This is a genomic window from Microbulbifer regidiadema (SeqCode) (assembly GCF_052467605.1).
Genome location: NZ_CP174316.1, coordinates 3,965,630 through 3,980,356 on the forward strand (window position 1 = coordinate 3,965,630; position 14,727 = coordinate 3,980,356).

At 52.9% G+C, this 14,727-nt stretch carries 12 protein-coding genes; 9 read left to right on the top strand and 3 right to left on the bottom strand.

Going from position 1 to position 14,727, the window contains the following annotated elements; genetic code table 11:
- Positions 1 to 36 precede the first annotated feature (36 nt).
- From ACJJIF_RS17930 to ACJJIF_RS17945, 4 genes are all read left to right on the top strand, one after another.
- Positions 37 to 747 (top strand): cyclic nucleotide-binding domain-containing protein, encoded by a 711-nt coding sequence (locus ACJJIF_RS17930; RefSeq protein ID WP_444929647.1) that lies wholly within the window; start codon positions 37 to 39, stop codon positions 745 to 747.
- 392 nt (positions 748 to 1,139) lie between these two features.
- Complete coding sequence (locus tag ACJJIF_RS17935; RefSeq protein WP_444929648.1) at positions 1,140 to 2,273, top strand: efflux RND transporter periplasmic adaptor subunit; 1,134 nt, start codon at positions 1,140 to 1,142, stop codon at positions 2,271 to 2,273.
- Positions 2,270 to 5,416, top strand: coding sequence for an efflux RND transporter permease subunit (locus ACJJIF_RS17940; RefSeq protein WP_444929649.1), 3,147 nt, complete (start codon positions 2,270 to 2,272; stop codon positions 5,414 to 5,416). Before ACJJIF_RS17935 ends, ACJJIF_RS17940 begins: the two co-directional genes overlap by 4 nt.
- A gap of 21 nt (positions 5,417 to 5,437) precedes the next feature.
- On the top strand, positions 5,438 to 6,433 hold the full coding sequence (locus ACJJIF_RS17945; RefSeq protein ID WP_444929650.1) for a phosphoribulokinase: 996 nt from the start codon (positions 5,438 to 5,440) through the stop codon (positions 6,431 to 6,433).
- A gap of 59 nt (positions 6,434 to 6,492) precedes the next feature.
- Here the strand turns inward: ACJJIF_RS17945 and ACJJIF_RS17950 are convergent, their stop codons facing one another.
- Both ACJJIF_RS17950 and ACJJIF_RS17955 read right to left on the bottom strand, forming a co-directional pair.
- The gene (locus ACJJIF_RS17950; protein ID WP_444929651.1) at positions 6,493 to 7,395 is read right to left on the bottom strand and encodes a hypothetical protein; all 903 of its coding nucleotides are present in this window, start codon (positions 7,393 to 7,395) and stop codon (positions 6,493 to 6,495) included.
- Between the two features lie 1,196 nt (positions 7,396 to 8,591).
- Positions 8,592 to 8,996: a hypothetical protein gene (locus ACJJIF_RS17955; RefSeq protein ID WP_444929652.1), complete on the bottom strand. Its 405-nt coding sequence runs from the start codon at positions 8,994 to 8,996 to the stop codon at positions 8,592 to 8,594.
- Positions 8,997 to 9,331: 335 nt separating this feature from the next.
- Between ACJJIF_RS17955 and ACJJIF_RS17960 the strand changes: the two genes are divergently transcribed.
- The gene (locus ACJJIF_RS17960; protein ID WP_444929653.1) at positions 9,332 to 9,784 is read left to right on the top strand and encodes a methylglyoxal synthase; all 453 of its coding nucleotides are present in this window, start codon (positions 9,332 to 9,334) and stop codon (positions 9,782 to 9,784) included.
- A gap of 184 nt (positions 9,785 to 9,968) precedes the next feature.
- Positions 9,969 to 10,394, top strand: coding sequence for an ExbD/TolR family protein (locus tag ACJJIF_RS17965; protein ID WP_444929654.1), 426 nt, complete (start codon positions 9,969 to 9,971; stop codon positions 10,392 to 10,394).
- 143 nt (positions 10,395 to 10,537) lie between these two features.
- Here the strand turns inward: ACJJIF_RS17965 and ACJJIF_RS17970 are convergent, their stop codons facing one another.
- Positions 10,538 to 11,320: a tryptophan 2,3-dioxygenase gene (locus ACJJIF_RS17970; protein WP_444929655.1), complete on the bottom strand. Its 783-nt coding sequence runs from the start codon at positions 11,318 to 11,320 to the stop codon at positions 10,538 to 10,540.
- Between the two features lie 130 nt (positions 11,321 to 11,450).
- Here ACJJIF_RS17970 and ACJJIF_RS17975 point away from each other — a divergent pair, with 130 nt between their 5' ends.
- From ACJJIF_RS17975 to ACJJIF_RS17985, 3 genes are all read left to right on the top strand, one after another.
- Positions 11,451 to 12,698, top strand: coding sequence for a Zn-dependent hydrolase (locus ACJJIF_RS17975; RefSeq protein WP_444929656.1), 1,248 nt, complete (start codon positions 11,451 to 11,453; stop codon positions 12,696 to 12,698).
- 85 nt (positions 12,699 to 12,783) lie between these two features.
- The gene (locus ACJJIF_RS17980; RefSeq protein WP_444929657.1) at positions 12,784 to 13,704 is read left to right on the top strand and encodes a dimethylarginine dimethylaminohydrolase family protein; all 921 of its coding nucleotides are present in this window, start codon (positions 12,784 to 12,786) and stop codon (positions 13,702 to 13,704) included.
- 214 nt (positions 13,705 to 13,918) lie between these two features.
- Entirely contained in the window at positions 13,919 to 14,698 is a 780-nt protein-coding gene (locus tag ACJJIF_RS17985) for an enoyl-CoA hydratase (protein ID WP_444929658.1), read from the top strand.
- Positions 14,699 to 14,727 lie beyond the last annotated feature (29 nt).

Genomic DNA, 14,727 nt, shown 5'->3' on the forward strand with positions numbered 1-14,727 from the left:
AAAAATGGAATAGTTTTCACTAAATTTGAATTGTGCATGGAAATTAAACCCCTTAGCGAGTATCCACGAGATGCTGTGGATCGCCTTCTCAATGTCATCCATCTATTTCGAGATATTCGAGCCTCCAGTGAATGGCAGTACGATGTTTTACTCAAGCGCTCCCGCTTGGTCAGTCTTCAACCGGGAGAACAGCTGCTGCGTGCAGGTGATGTGGATCAATGGGTCTATTTCCTGCTGCGCGGTGAGTTACATGTGAAAGTGGACGGTTTGGCTTCAGAAGATATGCTGGGGAGTGCGCGCCCCCTGGCTGTAATACGTCCGGGTGAGTTATTTGGTGATTTGTCGATGCTGTTGGCGGAGCCGCGCAGTGCCGATGTTTTTGCCGCGTACAGCAGCCAGGATACCCAGGTGCTGGGTGTTGATTGTACGCTGTTTGGTGATCTCGAGGATCTGTCGCTGTTACAGCTGCCGGCAAAACTGGTCTTCTACCGCAATATGGTGCACTCATTGCGCTGGAAGCTCGAAGTCTATCGCTCCAAGTATCCGGGACACCAGTTGGCAAATAGCCACCGTAAATTGAAACTCTACACCGGCCCGAAAAACTGCCGGGAGGAGCTGCTGGCACTGGCGGAGCAGGCAAAGGCTCTGGCTCAAATACTTCTCGATTGGAACGCAGAATTTGGTTCTGGAGAACTGGTTGACGATGAGTCCGATATGTTGGGATTTCTAGAGTCGATGTTGTCGTAACGATTTCCTGCAAATAGTAAAGGGGCGAGAGGGGTTTTCTCGCTCCAGGCTGCCCTCTCTCCTCCTTCTTATTTATTCTTTTTTTGGTACTGAAGTGCTCGTTCCCTGTGAGTGTGTGAATTATCTGTGTGTTTCAGTCTAAATTTATAGATCACTCGTATACTTCATTTATTCGCTACTAATCGTGTGTTTATAGATGAAATTTGAATAGAGCGTGGTGGAGTATTTTTAGAAATGGATGTGCCTGTGCAAAAATTGTCCTGCGGTAAATAGTTGTCGGAGATTCCTCCAGTAGGATTGCAAAACGCTTTTTGCAATAGTGCATCACTGCCCAACAGGTTGAGTAAGTTATGAATGTATTGGCATCTATCTGGTCAAGGCGCAATTACCGAATGGCAATTATTGTTTCGGTGTCTGCTATTTTTTGGCTGTTGAGCGGGCAGTTGTTTTCCGGCGCGCAGGGCGATCAGAATAAATCGACAGTTGCATCGGCCATTGAGCCCGAGCTGCGAATCCAGGCGCAGATTATTAAATCCCAACCCTACGCGACGCAGGTACTGGTCAATGGGCGCACTGAGGCAAACCGAAGTGTACGCTTGCGCGCGGAGTTAGACGGCACTATTGCAGCGCTTCCGGTTGCAGAGGGGCAAACCGTTAAAAAAGGTGAGGTCATCTGCGAAATTGAAGCGGAGGACCGTATTGAGCAACTGGCTCTGGCCGCAGCGGCGAAGCGCAAGGCGGAGTTGGATTTTGCCGGCGCCGAGCGACTCAAGAAAAAAGGCTTGCAGTCGGATACCGCAATGGCCCAGCAGCAGGTGGAACTGGCTCGCAGCAAAGCAGAATATACCCGCGCCAAGGTTACGGTGGACAAGCTGCATATCCGCGCCCCTTTTGCTGGCGTGGTGAATAGCCGGGCGGTGGAGTTGGGAGATTTTATTCGCCGTGGAGAGGAGTGTGCGACTCTTCTCGATCTGGACCCCATCCTGGTTGTGGGCGAAGTTGCAGAGACCCAGGTGGGCAGTCTTATTGCGGGAGGGCCGGCCAGGGCGCAGTTACAGCGCGGGGTATCGGTAGAGGGGTACCTCCGTTATATCAGTCAACAAGCACAGGAAGTTACCCGAGCCTACCGGGTGGAAGTTGCGGTGGATAATCCCGGCAACCAGCTTCCGGGGGGATTGAGCGGCCAGCTGGCCCTGCCTACCGGTGAGGTGACCGCTCATCTTATTAATGCCTCTCTACTCACGCTAGATGATAGCGGTGCCCTGGGGGTGCGGACGCTCGACGGTGAAAATCGGGTGGAATTTATCAATGTCTCCTTAGTGGGGGACGGCGACAAAGGTGTCTGGGTTGCGGGGCTGCCGGAGGTCGTCACCCTGATTACTGTGGGGCAGGAATATGTCGCTGCTGGGGATGTGGTCCGCGCAGAAATCTTGCAACCCACAGAAAATTTCTCCGGCGAAAATCAGCCGCAGGAAGTCGCTCCGGCACCCGCAGCGGCGGTGATCCCCGAGGGGGAACCGCGATGAGGCTACTGGAAAGCGCTATTCAAAGAAATCGCAGCACCATATGTCTGATGCTGCTGATTGTTTTGCTGGGGATCGTTGCCCGCGCAGCGATGACTATTGAATCGAGTCCCGAGGTGAATCCCCCCTTTGTGATCGTGCAGGTTACCCACGAGGGTATTTCTCCCGAGGATGGTGTGCGCCTGTTGGTTCGCCCCCTGGAGAAAGAAATTCGCGCGGTGGAGGGGGTCGTCGAAGTGATCGCCGTGGCCCGGGAATCCCTTGTTTATATCGTGGTTGAATTTGATTCTGCTATTGGTGTGGATGATGCCGTCGACGATATTCGCAATGCGGTCGATCGGGCCAGGTCGGAACTGCCCCGGGATGCCGATGAGCCCAGCGTCGAAGAGGCGTCGGCGCAACCTTTTCCCACTATCGTAGTGACTTTATCTGGCGAGCAGGTCAACGAGCGGGTTCTATTGCGCACCGCTGAATTGCTCAAGCGCAAGATAGAGGGGATTCCCGAGGTACTTAGCGCCGACCTGCACGGCAACCGGGAGGAGGTAGTCGAGGCGGTGATTGATCCGGTGCGCCTGGAGCACCATCAAATTACCAGTGCCGAGCTGATCAATGCGGTATTGGGCAATAATCTGCTTATTCCCGCAGGAGAGCTGGAGAGCAACCGAGGCCGCTTTTCAGTGAAAGTGCCAGGGTTGATTGAAACCGCTCAGGATGTCTACGATATTCCGCTCAAGAAGTCCCGCGATGGTGTTGTGACTCTGGGAGCGGTCACCGATATTCGCAGAACTTTCAAAGATGCGGTGAGCTATACCAGTATCAATGGTCGCCCGGGACTGGCGATTAACGTTGAAAAACGCAACGATGCCAGCTCTGTCGATGTCGCAGATAGGGTTCGCGAAGTGGTGCAGAGTGAACTCGCTGCGCTGCCACAGGGCGTCACCCTGGAGTTTGTTTTTGACCAGTCCGGTTTTGCCCGGGATATGGTCAGTGAAATGCAGGGAAATATCCTGACGGCAATACTGCTGGTAATGATTATTATCGTTGCCGCCCTCGGTTTCCGCTCGGGTATCCTGGTGGGGCTGGGAGTACCCTTTTCTTTGCTGTTTGGCACCATCATCACCTGGCACCTGGGTTATTCCTTTAACTTTATGGTGATGTTCGGGATGTTGCTGGCCCTCGGTATGTTAATTGATGGCTCCATTGTGATTACCGAGTTTGCGGATCGGAAAATGGCCGAGGGGCTATCTGCCAGGGAGGCTTATATTGCATCGGTCAGCCGTATGTTCTGGCCGGTAGTTGCCTCAACCGCGACCACCCTTGCCGCATTTTTGCCGATTATGTTATGGCCCGGGGTTACCGGAGATTTTATGCGCTACCTGCCCGTTACCGTATTCGCGGTATTGGCCGGGTCACTCCTGTACGCGCTGTTTTTTGCCCCGGTACTGGGGTCACTGTTTGGCAAGAGTGCCATGGATGCCTCTACGCGCAATTATCTGAGCCAGCTGGAGAGCGGCTTGCCTCGCTCCCTACCCGGAATTACCGGCGGCTATGCCCGACTTATTGAGAAGGTTTTGCGGCGCCCTCTGAGTGGATTCTTTGCCACTATCGCCATACTGGTTGCGATTTTTATCGGTTTTATTAATTTTGGCGCAGGGGTCGAGTTTTTTACCGATACCGAAGAGCAGTACGGCAATGTAGAAATTAGGGCCCAGGGCAATCTGTCTATGGCGGAGAAAAAAGCTCTGGTGGCGCAGGTGGAAAGAGCTGTACTGAGTGTGCCCGAAGTTAGGATAGCGCATACCACCATTGGCTCCGGGGGAATTAGCGGGAACTCCGACCGCTCTCCGGACCAGATTGCCAATATGCTAGTCGAGCTTTACCCGGCGGAGGAGCGCGAACGGCGGAGTCGAGATATTTTTATCGATATTCGCACGCGCACCGCAGACTTTGCTGGTATTAAAGTAACGGCCAACGTTATGGAAGGTGGGCCGCCAGTCGGTAAAGATATTGTATTGGAGTTGCGCAGCCAGAATTACGAGCAGCTACTGCTGGAGACCTGGCGATTGCACCGCGCAATGGAGCAGATCGGCGGCTTGCGCGATATTGTCAATACGGCTCCACTGCCCGGCATTGAGTGGGAGGTAAAAGTCGACCGTGCCAAGGCGGCGCTTTACGGAGCCGATCTCACTGAAGTGGGGCGGGCGGTGCAGTTGGTTACCAACGGTGTTCGCGTCGCAGAGTATCGGCCCGATGATACCGATGAAGAGGTCGATATCCGTATCAGGTACCCCCAAAGTGCCCGGGGGATTGCGGCGCTTGATCAGCTAAAGGTGAATACCACTCAGGGCACGGTTCCCATTAGTAGTTTTGTGCAGACAGAAGCCATGCCTAAGGTGGATAAAATTGAGCGAATCGATGGCATTACCCGCATGCAAATTAAGGCTGATGCACAGGAGGGAGTGCTGGCGGATGATAAAGTGCAAGAAATAAGGACATGGCTACAGAGCAACCCGGTAGATAAGCGGATTGAGCTATTGTTCCGTGGAGCCGATGAAGAGCAGAGTGAGTCTTTTCAATTCCTTGGTATAGCCTTTATTTTGGCCCTGTTTTTAATGTTCATTTTGCTGGTGACCCAGTTCAACAGCTTTTACCAATCCCTGCTAGTGCTCTCCTCGGTGATTATGTCCACTTTGGGGGTGATGCTGGGCCTGCTTATCACACAGAGCACTTTTAGTGTGATTATGACCGGAGTAGGTATTGTGGCGTTGGCCGGGATTGTGGTGAATAACAATATCGTGCTGATAGATACTTACAATTTCGTGCGCAAGAGTGAGCCGGGTCTCACATCGGCTGAGGCCGCAGTCAAGGCATCGACACAGAGGTTGCGACCGGTCTTTTTGACAACTGCGACAACAATCCTCGGGTTGTTACCCCTGGCGCTGGGAGTCAGTGTTGATATGGTGGGGCGCAATATCGTTGTCGATGGGGTAATTGCCTCTTTTTGGGTGAAGCTTGCCAGTGCAATTGTCTACGGACTTACCTTTTCAACCTTGCTGACTTTGCTGGTCACTCCGATTATGTTGGTGTTGCCGGGTCGCTATAGGAGGGGAGGTCGCCAACAGGCTGCTGAGCTTGCCGGGAATTGATCAGAGACTTTCTGAGTCTCAATGAGTGAGTACAAATTTCGGGGGCTTAGGCCCCCGTTTTTATCGCGGGGAATTATGGATAAGGGCAAGTGGCCGGCGGAGGTTTTACAGCGCAGTGAGCAGCTGCAAGCGCAGCTTGCTGCACCTTTTCGGGATTTATTACACGAGCATCAATTGCCGGAGGATTTCTTGCCGGTGCTCACTCAAGTTTTTCTGCCTCTGGCCATCTGGACGCTTAATCGCCATCAGCACAATAGGCCGCTGGTGATCGGAATAAGTGGCGGGCAGGGCACAGGCAAGTCTACGCTGGCGGATGTGTGGCAGCGTGTCTATCGGGAGATCGGTTATCGCTGCTGTACTTTGTCTTTGGATGATATCTACTTAACCCAGCAGCAGCGCCGAGCCCTGGCGACAAAAGTGCACCCTTTGCTCAAAACCCGGGGGGTGCCGGGTACCCACGATACCGCCCTGGGGATTAATACCCTGAAGGCCCTGTGCTCCGCCGATAAAGACTCGACGGTTTCCTTGCCCCGATTTGATAAGGGCAGCGATGATCGTATACCCGCGCATTTGTGGCCCGTTGTCAGTGGACAGGTGGATATTGTTTTATTCGAGGGCTGGTGCCTCGGTGCCAGACCCTCCCTTGAACCCAAAGGGCCGCTCAATGAGCTGGAAGACAAGAGGGATGCTTGTGGCAAATGGCGGAATTATGTAAATCAACAGCTGGAGGGCCCTTATCGGGATCTTTTTTCGCTGATTGATATATGGATTATGCTCAAAGCACCCAGTATGGCGTGTATTGTTCGCTGGCGTCAGTTACAGGAGCACAAGCTCAGGGCCCGATCGGGCAGGGGGATGACGGGTCGGCAAATTGCACAGTTTGTACAGCATTACGAAAGGCTGACGCGGAACTTATTGGAAGATATGCCGAATTGGGCGGACTGTGTTATAGCGTTGGGGGAAGATCACAAGGTGAGGGGCGTTCAGCTGGGCGCAGATAGCTCCCGGCGGGTTTAAACCCTGGCTTGGCCAGGGTTTAAACGGGCTGAATAAATCAGCCTCGAGTAAGCGCTGGCTTATTTAGCCTTGGGCGGACGACCGCGACCACGCTTTACAGGAGCAGCGTCAGTTGTTGCTGCGGCTGCGGATTCTGCTTTTTTGGGGCGCCCTGGCTTTTTCTTAGCGGCTTCCGCTTTTGCTGGGCGACCGGGCTTCTTTTGTGCGGTTTCTGCCTTTGGTGGGCGGCCGCGACCGCGTTTTACAGGAGCAGCTTCAGTTGCTGCGGCGGCTGCGGTCTCTGCTTTTTTAGGACGACCGGGCTTTTTCTTAGCGGTTTCCGCTTTTGCTGGGCGGCCGGGCTTCTTTTTGGCTTCAGTGGTTTCAGTAGCTTCTTTTTTGGGGCGGCCAGGCTTTTTCTTGGCTTCTTCGGTCTTAGCGGGACGACCGGGCTTCTTCTTGGCTTCTTCAGTCTTAGCGGGGCGACCAGGCTTTTTCTTTGCGGTGGTAGCTTTCTTCTTGCTGGCAGCGGCTTTCTTAGCTTCGGCAGCAGCTTTTTTCTTCTCGCTGGCGGCCAGTTTCTTGGCTACAGCAGCTTCTTCTTTAGCAACGATCTTAGCTACTTGAGAAGCCAGTTTGTTAGCGGCTTTGATCTCAGCCAGCTCGTTTTTGGCTGCGGTTGCAGCTGTTTTGGCTTCAGTTGCAGCAGTTTTGGCTGCGGCAGCGGCTTCACGCGCTTTTTTCAGCTGTTGCTGCTGAGCGGCAGTCTTTTTCTTCGCTCGAACAGTTGCCACTTTATCTTGAGTGGTTTTTGCCTTAGCAGCAGCTTTCTTGGCATTGTTTGCCAATTTTTCAGCGCTGGCGGTTGCGTCCTTTTCCTGTTTCAGGCGGGCGCTTTCCAGTTTAGCGGTAAGGGAGCGCAGCTCCGCTTCCAGTTGTGCAACGTCGCTGGTAGCGACTTGAGTAGCTTTTTTAGTAGCCATTTAAATATCCCTGCAAAATGAATTGTTTTAGTAAGTGGGGGCATTCCTATCAATTATTCTCAGCCATCTTTAACGGAAATAGGCGCCGTTCAAGATGCGTGTTTTCGGCAGAAAACAATTGATAGTGAGTCCCCCCAAGCTAGCGGCGCTAATTGCAGCTTATTTGTATACCTAATTGCAAGTCTTTTGAATGGTTTTTTTCTATTTAATGTAAAAAAAATGGCTTTTTTTTACATATTTTTCCATTGGGGGCCATTTGAACTGTGTTTTTGATCTTTTTGGGAACTTACAAGGGGTCTCCACTAGAGCTTCTTTATCGCCAACATTACCCGTTGCAAATCAGTAAATGTGAGGTTAAATAGTTGAGTAAATCTGTAAGTTTTATCGGTTTGTTGGTTTAGTTGTTTTGACTTTTGCCCCTAAAGCTTGTTTGCGAACGATGGTTTTGTTCGCTCCATTCAGCGAGAGGCCGGCTAACAAAACTTAACTGCGCGCTTTCCTCCCCACTAATTGGCGACGGGACTCACCCTGGCTGAGTTTGTTATCTGGCCTGGGGGAGAGCGATATTCGAATAGTGAGGAATTGAACGGGGGCAAGCTGCCAGGGCTAGCTTGAGTACTACTGTGGTACCCCTGCGCTGTATAAGGAATTAAAACGGATAGCGCTGACATTTATATAGCGGGTGGAGTGCAGGGTATATGAGTGCCGGGGGCGGGATGATTAGTTCACGGGAATCGCTGGCCACCGGGGTATTTCAATCTGGATGTAGAAACTGTTCTTTTCTGTGGGCAAATTGCAGAGGGCTAAACCCGCTTATATCGCGCTGTTTGTTCCGCTGGCCTATATGCGTTTTGTGGTTTTGGTGCTGGCGCTTTTAATCTAACGGGAAAGCGAGCGCTTGGTCCCCAGTCTTTTGTTTTGCTATAAGGTGACAACTCTGCTAATTATAAGAGTGCGAGATAAGGTGCTATTGGTCGAATTTTGGTGTTATCCGCAGTAATTAGGATGACGCCCCAACCACTATGGGCCAATTTTCAGGTTTAATGATATTTTTATGGACAACAGCTCTGCTTTGGAGGAATTGGCAATTAAGGTTAAGGCTTGTCAGCTTTGCAGAAGTTAGAGCGGTAAGATTTATTAAACCCAGTAACAGGACATACCTGTCACTGGGGGATATGGACACCGGTACTTTAGTTTTATAGTGGCCCGTAGGGTAAATAGCGATTATTGGAGTTCTGGCGAATCCACAGCAGCTGTTCTTTTGTTAATGGCGTAGCGCGCTGTTTGAGCACCTTGGCCAGCGGAATCACTGCGGACTCAGCGCCGGCGTCCCAGCCCGGCAGCTGCATTTCTGCCAGGGTAAAGAAGCGGATCAGTTGCCACAGCTGGGCGCTGCTCCAATTCTCGCTCTCCTCAAGCCAGTGCTGGGTGGGGAGACGAATCAGTTTGGAGGATATATTTTCAATACTTTCCACTGATTCGGTAAAAGAATTATTGGATTCAGCAATTTCGATAAGTTTGAGCAACTGCTCCCGGTTAAATTCCTCTTTCGTTTCACTGTTTGGACTACTTACCTGTGGCTCCCAGGCTCCTACGCTCATACTGACTCCTTATCATGGTCCGATTTCTTGCCGCATTATAGCGAGGAGAAAAACATTCTGGGGAGCTTCTGACTCACTCGGTGATACCTCTGGCTTTTTTGGGGCGTGCGTGTGGCGGATAGCCTCGCCACTGAGACAAGCGGCGATACAGAGTGTGAGGTGCCGGCAAGGGTTCCTAGACCCGTCTTGCCGCCCCTGCCAAATGCGCAGTGAGTCACATTTAATATTGGCAGCCTTTAGGCGCGGGGTAGACATCGCGGAATTATTCAGAGGCGCCGCTATATTCGGGTAGTATTTCGGATACTATAACGGTGATTCTTTACCTTGAGGTTCACATGGAATTTATTGCTAAAGCACTGCCGGCGACCAAACGAGTGGCTCTGGTAGCCCATGACAACCGCAAAGATGCCATGATTCAGTGGTGCCTTCGACACCGCGATTTGCTCAAAAAGCACCAGTTGTTAGCCACCGGGACAACCGGTGGGAAAATAGAGGCGGCGACGGGGTTAAGTGTTGAGAAGCTCTTAAGTGGTCCACTGGGTGGTGACCAGCAGCTGGGGGCGAGGATCAGCGAGGGACAGGTGGACCTGCTGGTATTCTTCTGGGACCCCTTTGAACCCATGCCCCATGACCCGGACGTCAAGGCACTGCTGCGTATTGCCGCAGCCTGGAATATCCCTGTGGCCTGCAACCAGAGCAGTGCTGATATGGTGGTACAGTCACCATTAATGGACCAGGCTTTTGAACACGAAGTGCCTGACTACCAGAGCTATCTAGCGGGGCGTTAGTCGGAATTTCTGCTTAAAATTTGATCTTTCTTGTCGATTCTATTCTGTAACTCATTGATTTTTAAGGTTTATTTATCAGGCTTGTCGCTCGCACTTGCAATGCTTGCGAAATCGCGGCAATCTTCCCTCCAGATTAGACCGGTCAATCCGGCACCCCTGATATTTGAAAATTGCACGGTGTTTTATGAGTAGACGACGCGGAAAGGCCGTAGAAGAGGAAAAAGCGGATATCGACCTGACGCCCATGTTGGACGTTGTGTTTATCATGCTGATCTTCTTTATCGTGACTGCTTCATTTGTTAAAGAGAAGGCGCTGGATGTGAATGTGCCTGATCCGAATCTGGCTGATCAGTCTGAGCCAGATCCCGACAAGCAGAATATTCTGCTGATGGTCAGCGCAAATGATGAAATCACCATGGCAGATGGCAGCCGCATTGACAGCCGTGCAGTGCGCGCTCGTATCGCACAGATGTATGCGGAGAACCCGCAGGCAATGGTGATCGTGCGTGCTCACAACAAGTCCAGTGCGGATACTTACGTACAGATTGCGGACGCGGCGAAGGAAGTAAGTCTGGGCATTCAGGTTTCCCTGATACCCTACGAGGACTAAGTTTCCCGGCGACTTGTCCCCGCTTAAAAAGCCAGCGTATCGCTGGCTTTTTTCGTTTGTGAATTATACTTTTGAATGGGTCATAAAATTGGGGGCTTAAATGACCCTACTAGCTTAAATGACCCTACTGATGGGAACTGATATCAGAATTCTGAGCGGATTGCCCAGAGGTCCGGGAATACCGGCCTGAACAGGGTTCCCAGTAAATAGCCCACCCCGCTTGAGCCACCGGTACCCATTTTGCTGCCGATAGTCCGCTCCACCATTTTGACATGCCGATAACGCCACTGCTGCAACGAGGTGTCGATATCCACTAGCGCCTCGCAGATTTCACTTACCAGTGGATCACTCCGATAGATCTCGACCAATATCTTTTGAACGGCCGCAGAGGGTTCGGCTACCAGGCTAAAGTCCCTGTTGAGTTCGGTATCCGGTACCTTGTGCCCATCGTGCAGCAAAAATTTTAGGAAAGCGTCCCAAAGCGTCGGCGCCTCGAGGCGTTTTTGCAAACGCTGGCGGTGCTCTGAGCCGGGGGGGTAGTTTTCCAGCTTTGTCGGGTCCTTGGCGCCGTAGAGAAATTCCAGCTCGCGAAATTGGTACGACTGAAAACCACTGGCTGTGGAGAGTCGATCGCGGAAAGACATAAATTCGAGTGGGGTGAGGGTTTCCAGGATATCGACCTGCTGTATCAGCGTGCGGTAAATCGCATCGACGCGCTTGAGGGTGTGCAGGGCGCGATTGCGATCTCCCGCATTGAACAGGCACACCAGGAAATCCAGTTCGTGCAGCATTTGCTTGAACCAGAGTTCGTAGCTTTGGTGAATGGTGATAAATAGTAGCTCGTCGTGCTCGGGACCATCGGAAAGAGGTTTCTGGCACTGTAAAAGCTCGTCTACTTTAAGGTAAGAGCTATAAGTTATTGTCATAGTCAGCTGCTTCCTGAGTGTGTTTTAACCAGTTACAAAATAATGCTCTCTTTAGCCGGTGCTGATCAAAATAAAAGTTACGGCAAAGTGATTAATATTGGGCATATTATAAAGCTCCGGAGCTCTGCGAATGGAAAACCCTGCACAAAACCTACGTGTCAATGGCTCTCGCCTTTGGAATAGCCTGATGGCAATGGCCGAGATAGGTGCGACCCCGGCGGGCGGCTGCAACCGCCAGGCCCTGACGGATGAAGACCGCGAAGGGCGCGACCTGTTCGTGCGCTGGTGTCGGGATATTGGCTGTGAGATTAGGGTGGACCGGATGGGAAATATTTTTGCCCGCCGGGCTGGCGCAGATAATAGCTTGCCTGCGGTAGTGACGGGCTCTCATCTGGATACTCAGCCCACCGGTGGCAAATTTGACGGTGTCTATGGCGTACTTGCCGGTCTGGAAGTGCTGCGCACTCTGGAGGAGCGGGGTATCAGAACCCAGGCTCCGCTAGAGGTGGTTGTGTGGACCAATGAGGAGGGCGCGCGTTTCTCTCCGGCGATGATAGGTTCTGGTGTTTGGGCCGGTGAATTCAGCTTGGAGTATGGACATAACCGCGCGGATAAATCCGGTATCACCATCGGTGACGCATTAAAGCAGATAGGGTATCTCGGCACCGAGCCCGCTCAGCCGAGCCCAATCAAAGCCTCCTTCGAGGCGCATATCGAACAGGGGCCGATTCTCGAGAAGCAGGACCAGGTGATCGGTATTGTCACCGGGGTACAGGGGATTCGCTGGTATGACGTGACTTTTTACGGAGTGCCCTGCCACGCGGGCCCAACCCCGATGGAGGATCGCCGCGATCCGGTCCAGGCGCTGTCCATACTGTGCGAACGCCTGTACCGCCAAGTGCGGGAGTATTCAGAAGATGCGCGCATCACCTGTGGCGATCTGAGGGCGGCGCCGGGCAGTCGCAACACGGTACCCGAAGAGGTGGTACTGGCACTGGACCTCCGCCACCCCCTGGACGAGGGGTTAAATTATCTGCACGAGGCCCTGTATCGCGCGGCTGAAACGGTGCAGGAGGAGACCGGCACCCGCATTGATATTCGCGAAGAGTGGTACTCCCCTCCCGTGGCTTTTGACCGGGATTGTATCGAGGCGGTGAACAGTGCTGTGCAACATCTGGGATACAGCAATCGCAAGATGGTCTCCGGTGCCGGGCACGACTCTGTCTACGTATCCCGGGTTGCGCCTGTCTCTATGATCTTTGTGCCCTGTGAAGGGGGCCTGTCACACAATGAAGCGGAGTCGGCCGCGCCGGGTCACCTGGAGGCGGGCTGCAATGTGTTGCTTCACGCAATGTTGAGCAGTGCAGAATTGGTGTAAGTAGCAGTGCCGGTAGGACACCTGCTTTGATGCAGTCGTCCCCCCTGGCTTTGGCATAATTGATAATAAGTTGGAATATAAGCGAATGGGTAATTTTACTTTGAAGCACCGCCAGGATAACGGCGGCACCGCAGCCCTGGCTGATTGGGGCATGGACTCTGAATACGGCGTGCTGCGGGATGTATTGATCGGTCCTGTGGATAACTTTAGCTGGCGCACCGGTAACGCCAGTGCCCGGCGCGCTGAGCGCCTCGGTATGCAGTTTGATCACAAGGTGGCAGCGGCGCAGCATGGAGAAATGCTCGATGCCTACCGCCACGCTGGGGTGAAGACACATCTGATTCCAGCGGATAGCACCTTGCCCTACCAAATTTATGGGCGTGATTCCTCGGTGATGACTCCGTGGGGGCCAATTGTGACACAGATGTTCAGCCCATGGCGTCGCGGTGAGTGGGCGCCCATTGTGAAGAAGTACGCAGAGCTGGATATTCCGATTTACGACATTATTACGGCGGGCTCCCTGGAGGGCGGCGATTTTATGGTGTTAGAGCCCGGCGTTATCCTGTGTGGCTACTCCGGCGAGCGCACCAGCCCACAGGGATTTGCGCAGATGAAAAGCTGGGTGGAAAAGGAGGGCTGGGAGGTTAAAGGTTACCAGTTCGACCCATTCTTCCTGCATATCGATGTAATGGTAGCGATGCTCGCAGAAAAATTGGCGGCCATTTGCGTCGATGCAGTTGAGCCGGAGCTGGTGCAGTGGTTTAAGAACCGCAATATAGAAATCATCGATATTCCCTTCCCGCAGGTACTGGAGCTTGGCGTCAATGTTGTTGCCCTGGGGAATGATCGGGTGATGTTGCCGAAGGCCAATCGCGGTTTAGCGGAGAAGTGCCGCGCCCATGGTCTGGAAGTGATCGACCCGGATATTTCCATGATTACTCCCGGTGGCGGTGGTGTTCACTGCATGTGCCAGCCCCTGCGCCGGGATTCAGCCAAAAGCGCTTGATTCGCCGCGCAGTCCATGACTAGAGCCCGGTCGCTGGTGGCCGGGTTAATCCCGTCAACGAAAGTGGTTGATTAGGAACTCGCACCTCTGGGAACAGCGGTTAATATGAATCGCCTAAACAGGCGGCTTGCAGCGCAGGAAAATTGTTTCCGCTGAAGCCTTATAGCGAGGCCGCTGTGAGCCGCCCGATCTACGTCTTACCCCGGAGAACACTATGCAAAGCGAATGCGCTGAAATTCAGGCCGAGCTTAAGGACCGCATCCTCGAGATTACGATTAATCGACCCGGACGTAAAAATGCCCTGACTATGGCCATGTATACTGCGATGGCGGGCTTGCTGAATCATGCGTCGACAAACCCAGATGTCCGCGTGGCAATTATTACGGGTGCAGAGGGTATATTCACCAGTGGTAATGATCTGACCGATTTCCTCGGCGGCTCTACTGACGGGGAAGAGTCTCCGGTATTCCAGTTTATGAGTGCCCTCTACCATTTCCCCAAGCCGGTAGTTGCGGCAGTGAATGGTCCGGCAGTCGGTATTGGCACCACTATGTTGTTGCACTGTGATCTGTCTTTTGCCGGAGAGGACGCCATGTTCCAGATGCCGTTTGTGGATCTGGGCCTGTGTCCTGAGTATGGTTCCAGCTACTTACTGCCGCGGATTGCCGGCCATGCCAAAGCTTCTGAGCTGTTGCTTTTGAGCAAGCGTTTTAGCGCGAAGGAAGCGGTTGAGCTAGGAATCTGTAACGCGGCGGTGGCGCCAGAACAGGCGATCGCCCGCGCCCGTGAAGCGGCAGCGGAACTCGCGAAAAAAGCGCCGGCGGCAGTGCGCCTGAGCAAACAGCTGCTGCGCCGGGCAACCGAGGAGAAGGGCTTGGAATTTATTCGGGATGAAGGGCGCTACTTTAAAGAGCGTCTGGCCTCGGATGAATTTAAAGAAGCGGCTACCGCTTTTATGGAGAAGCGACCCGCAGATTTCTCCAAGTTTGACTGAGAAAAAAGGCCGCGATTTGCGGCCTTTTT

What these genes read in the sequence shown, in the direction of transcription:
- ACJJIF_RS17955 (WP_444929652.1), bottom strand. Translation starts at nt 8,996, where the DNA reads ATGAGCGTAGGAGCCTGGGAGCCACAGGTAAGTAGTCCAAACAGTGAA.
- ACJJIF_RS17970 (WP_444929655.1), bottom strand. Translation starts at nt 11,320, where the DNA reads ATGACAATAACTTATAGCTCTTACCTTAAAGTAGACGAGCTTTTACAG.
- ACJJIF_RS17975 (WP_444929656.1), top strand. Translation starts at nt 11,451, where the DNA reads ATGGAAAACCCTGCACAAAACCTACGTGTCAATGGCTCTCGCCTTTGG.
- ACJJIF_RS17985 (WP_444929658.1), top strand. Translation starts at nt 13,919, where the DNA reads ATGCAAAGCGAATGCGCTGAAATTCAGGCCGAGCTTAAGGACCGCATC.
- ACJJIF_RS17930 (WP_444929647.1), top strand. Translation starts at nt 37, where the DNA reads ATGGAAATTAAACCCCTTAGCGAGTATCCACGAGATGCTGTGGATCGC.
- ACJJIF_RS17940 (WP_444929649.1), top strand. Translation starts at nt 2,270, where the DNA reads ATGAGGCTACTGGAAAGCGCTATTCAAAGAAATCGCAGCACCATATGT.
- ACJJIF_RS17980 (WP_444929657.1), top strand. Translation starts at nt 12,784, where the DNA reads ATGGGTAATTTTACTTTGAAGCACCGCCAGGATAACGGCGGCACCGCA.
- ACJJIF_RS17960 (WP_444929653.1), top strand. Translation starts at nt 9,332, where the DNA reads ATGGAATTTATTGCTAAAGCACTGCCGGCGACCAAACGAGTGGCTCTG.
- ACJJIF_RS17950 (WP_444929651.1), bottom strand. Translation starts at nt 7,395, where the DNA reads ATGGCTACTAAAAAAGCTACTCAAGTCGCTACCAGCGACGTTGCACAA.
- ACJJIF_RS17945 (WP_444929650.1), top strand. Translation starts at nt 5,438, where the DNA reads ATGAGTGAGTACAAATTTCGGGGGCTTAGGCCCCCGTTTTTATCGCGG.
- ACJJIF_RS17965 (WP_444929654.1), top strand. Translation starts at nt 9,969, where the DNA reads ATGAGTAGACGACGCGGAAAGGCCGTAGAAGAGGAAAAAGCGGATATC.
- ACJJIF_RS17935 (WP_444929648.1), top strand. Translation starts at nt 1,140, where the DNA reads ATGGCAATTATTGTTTCGGTGTCTGCTATTTTTTGGCTGTTGAGCGGG.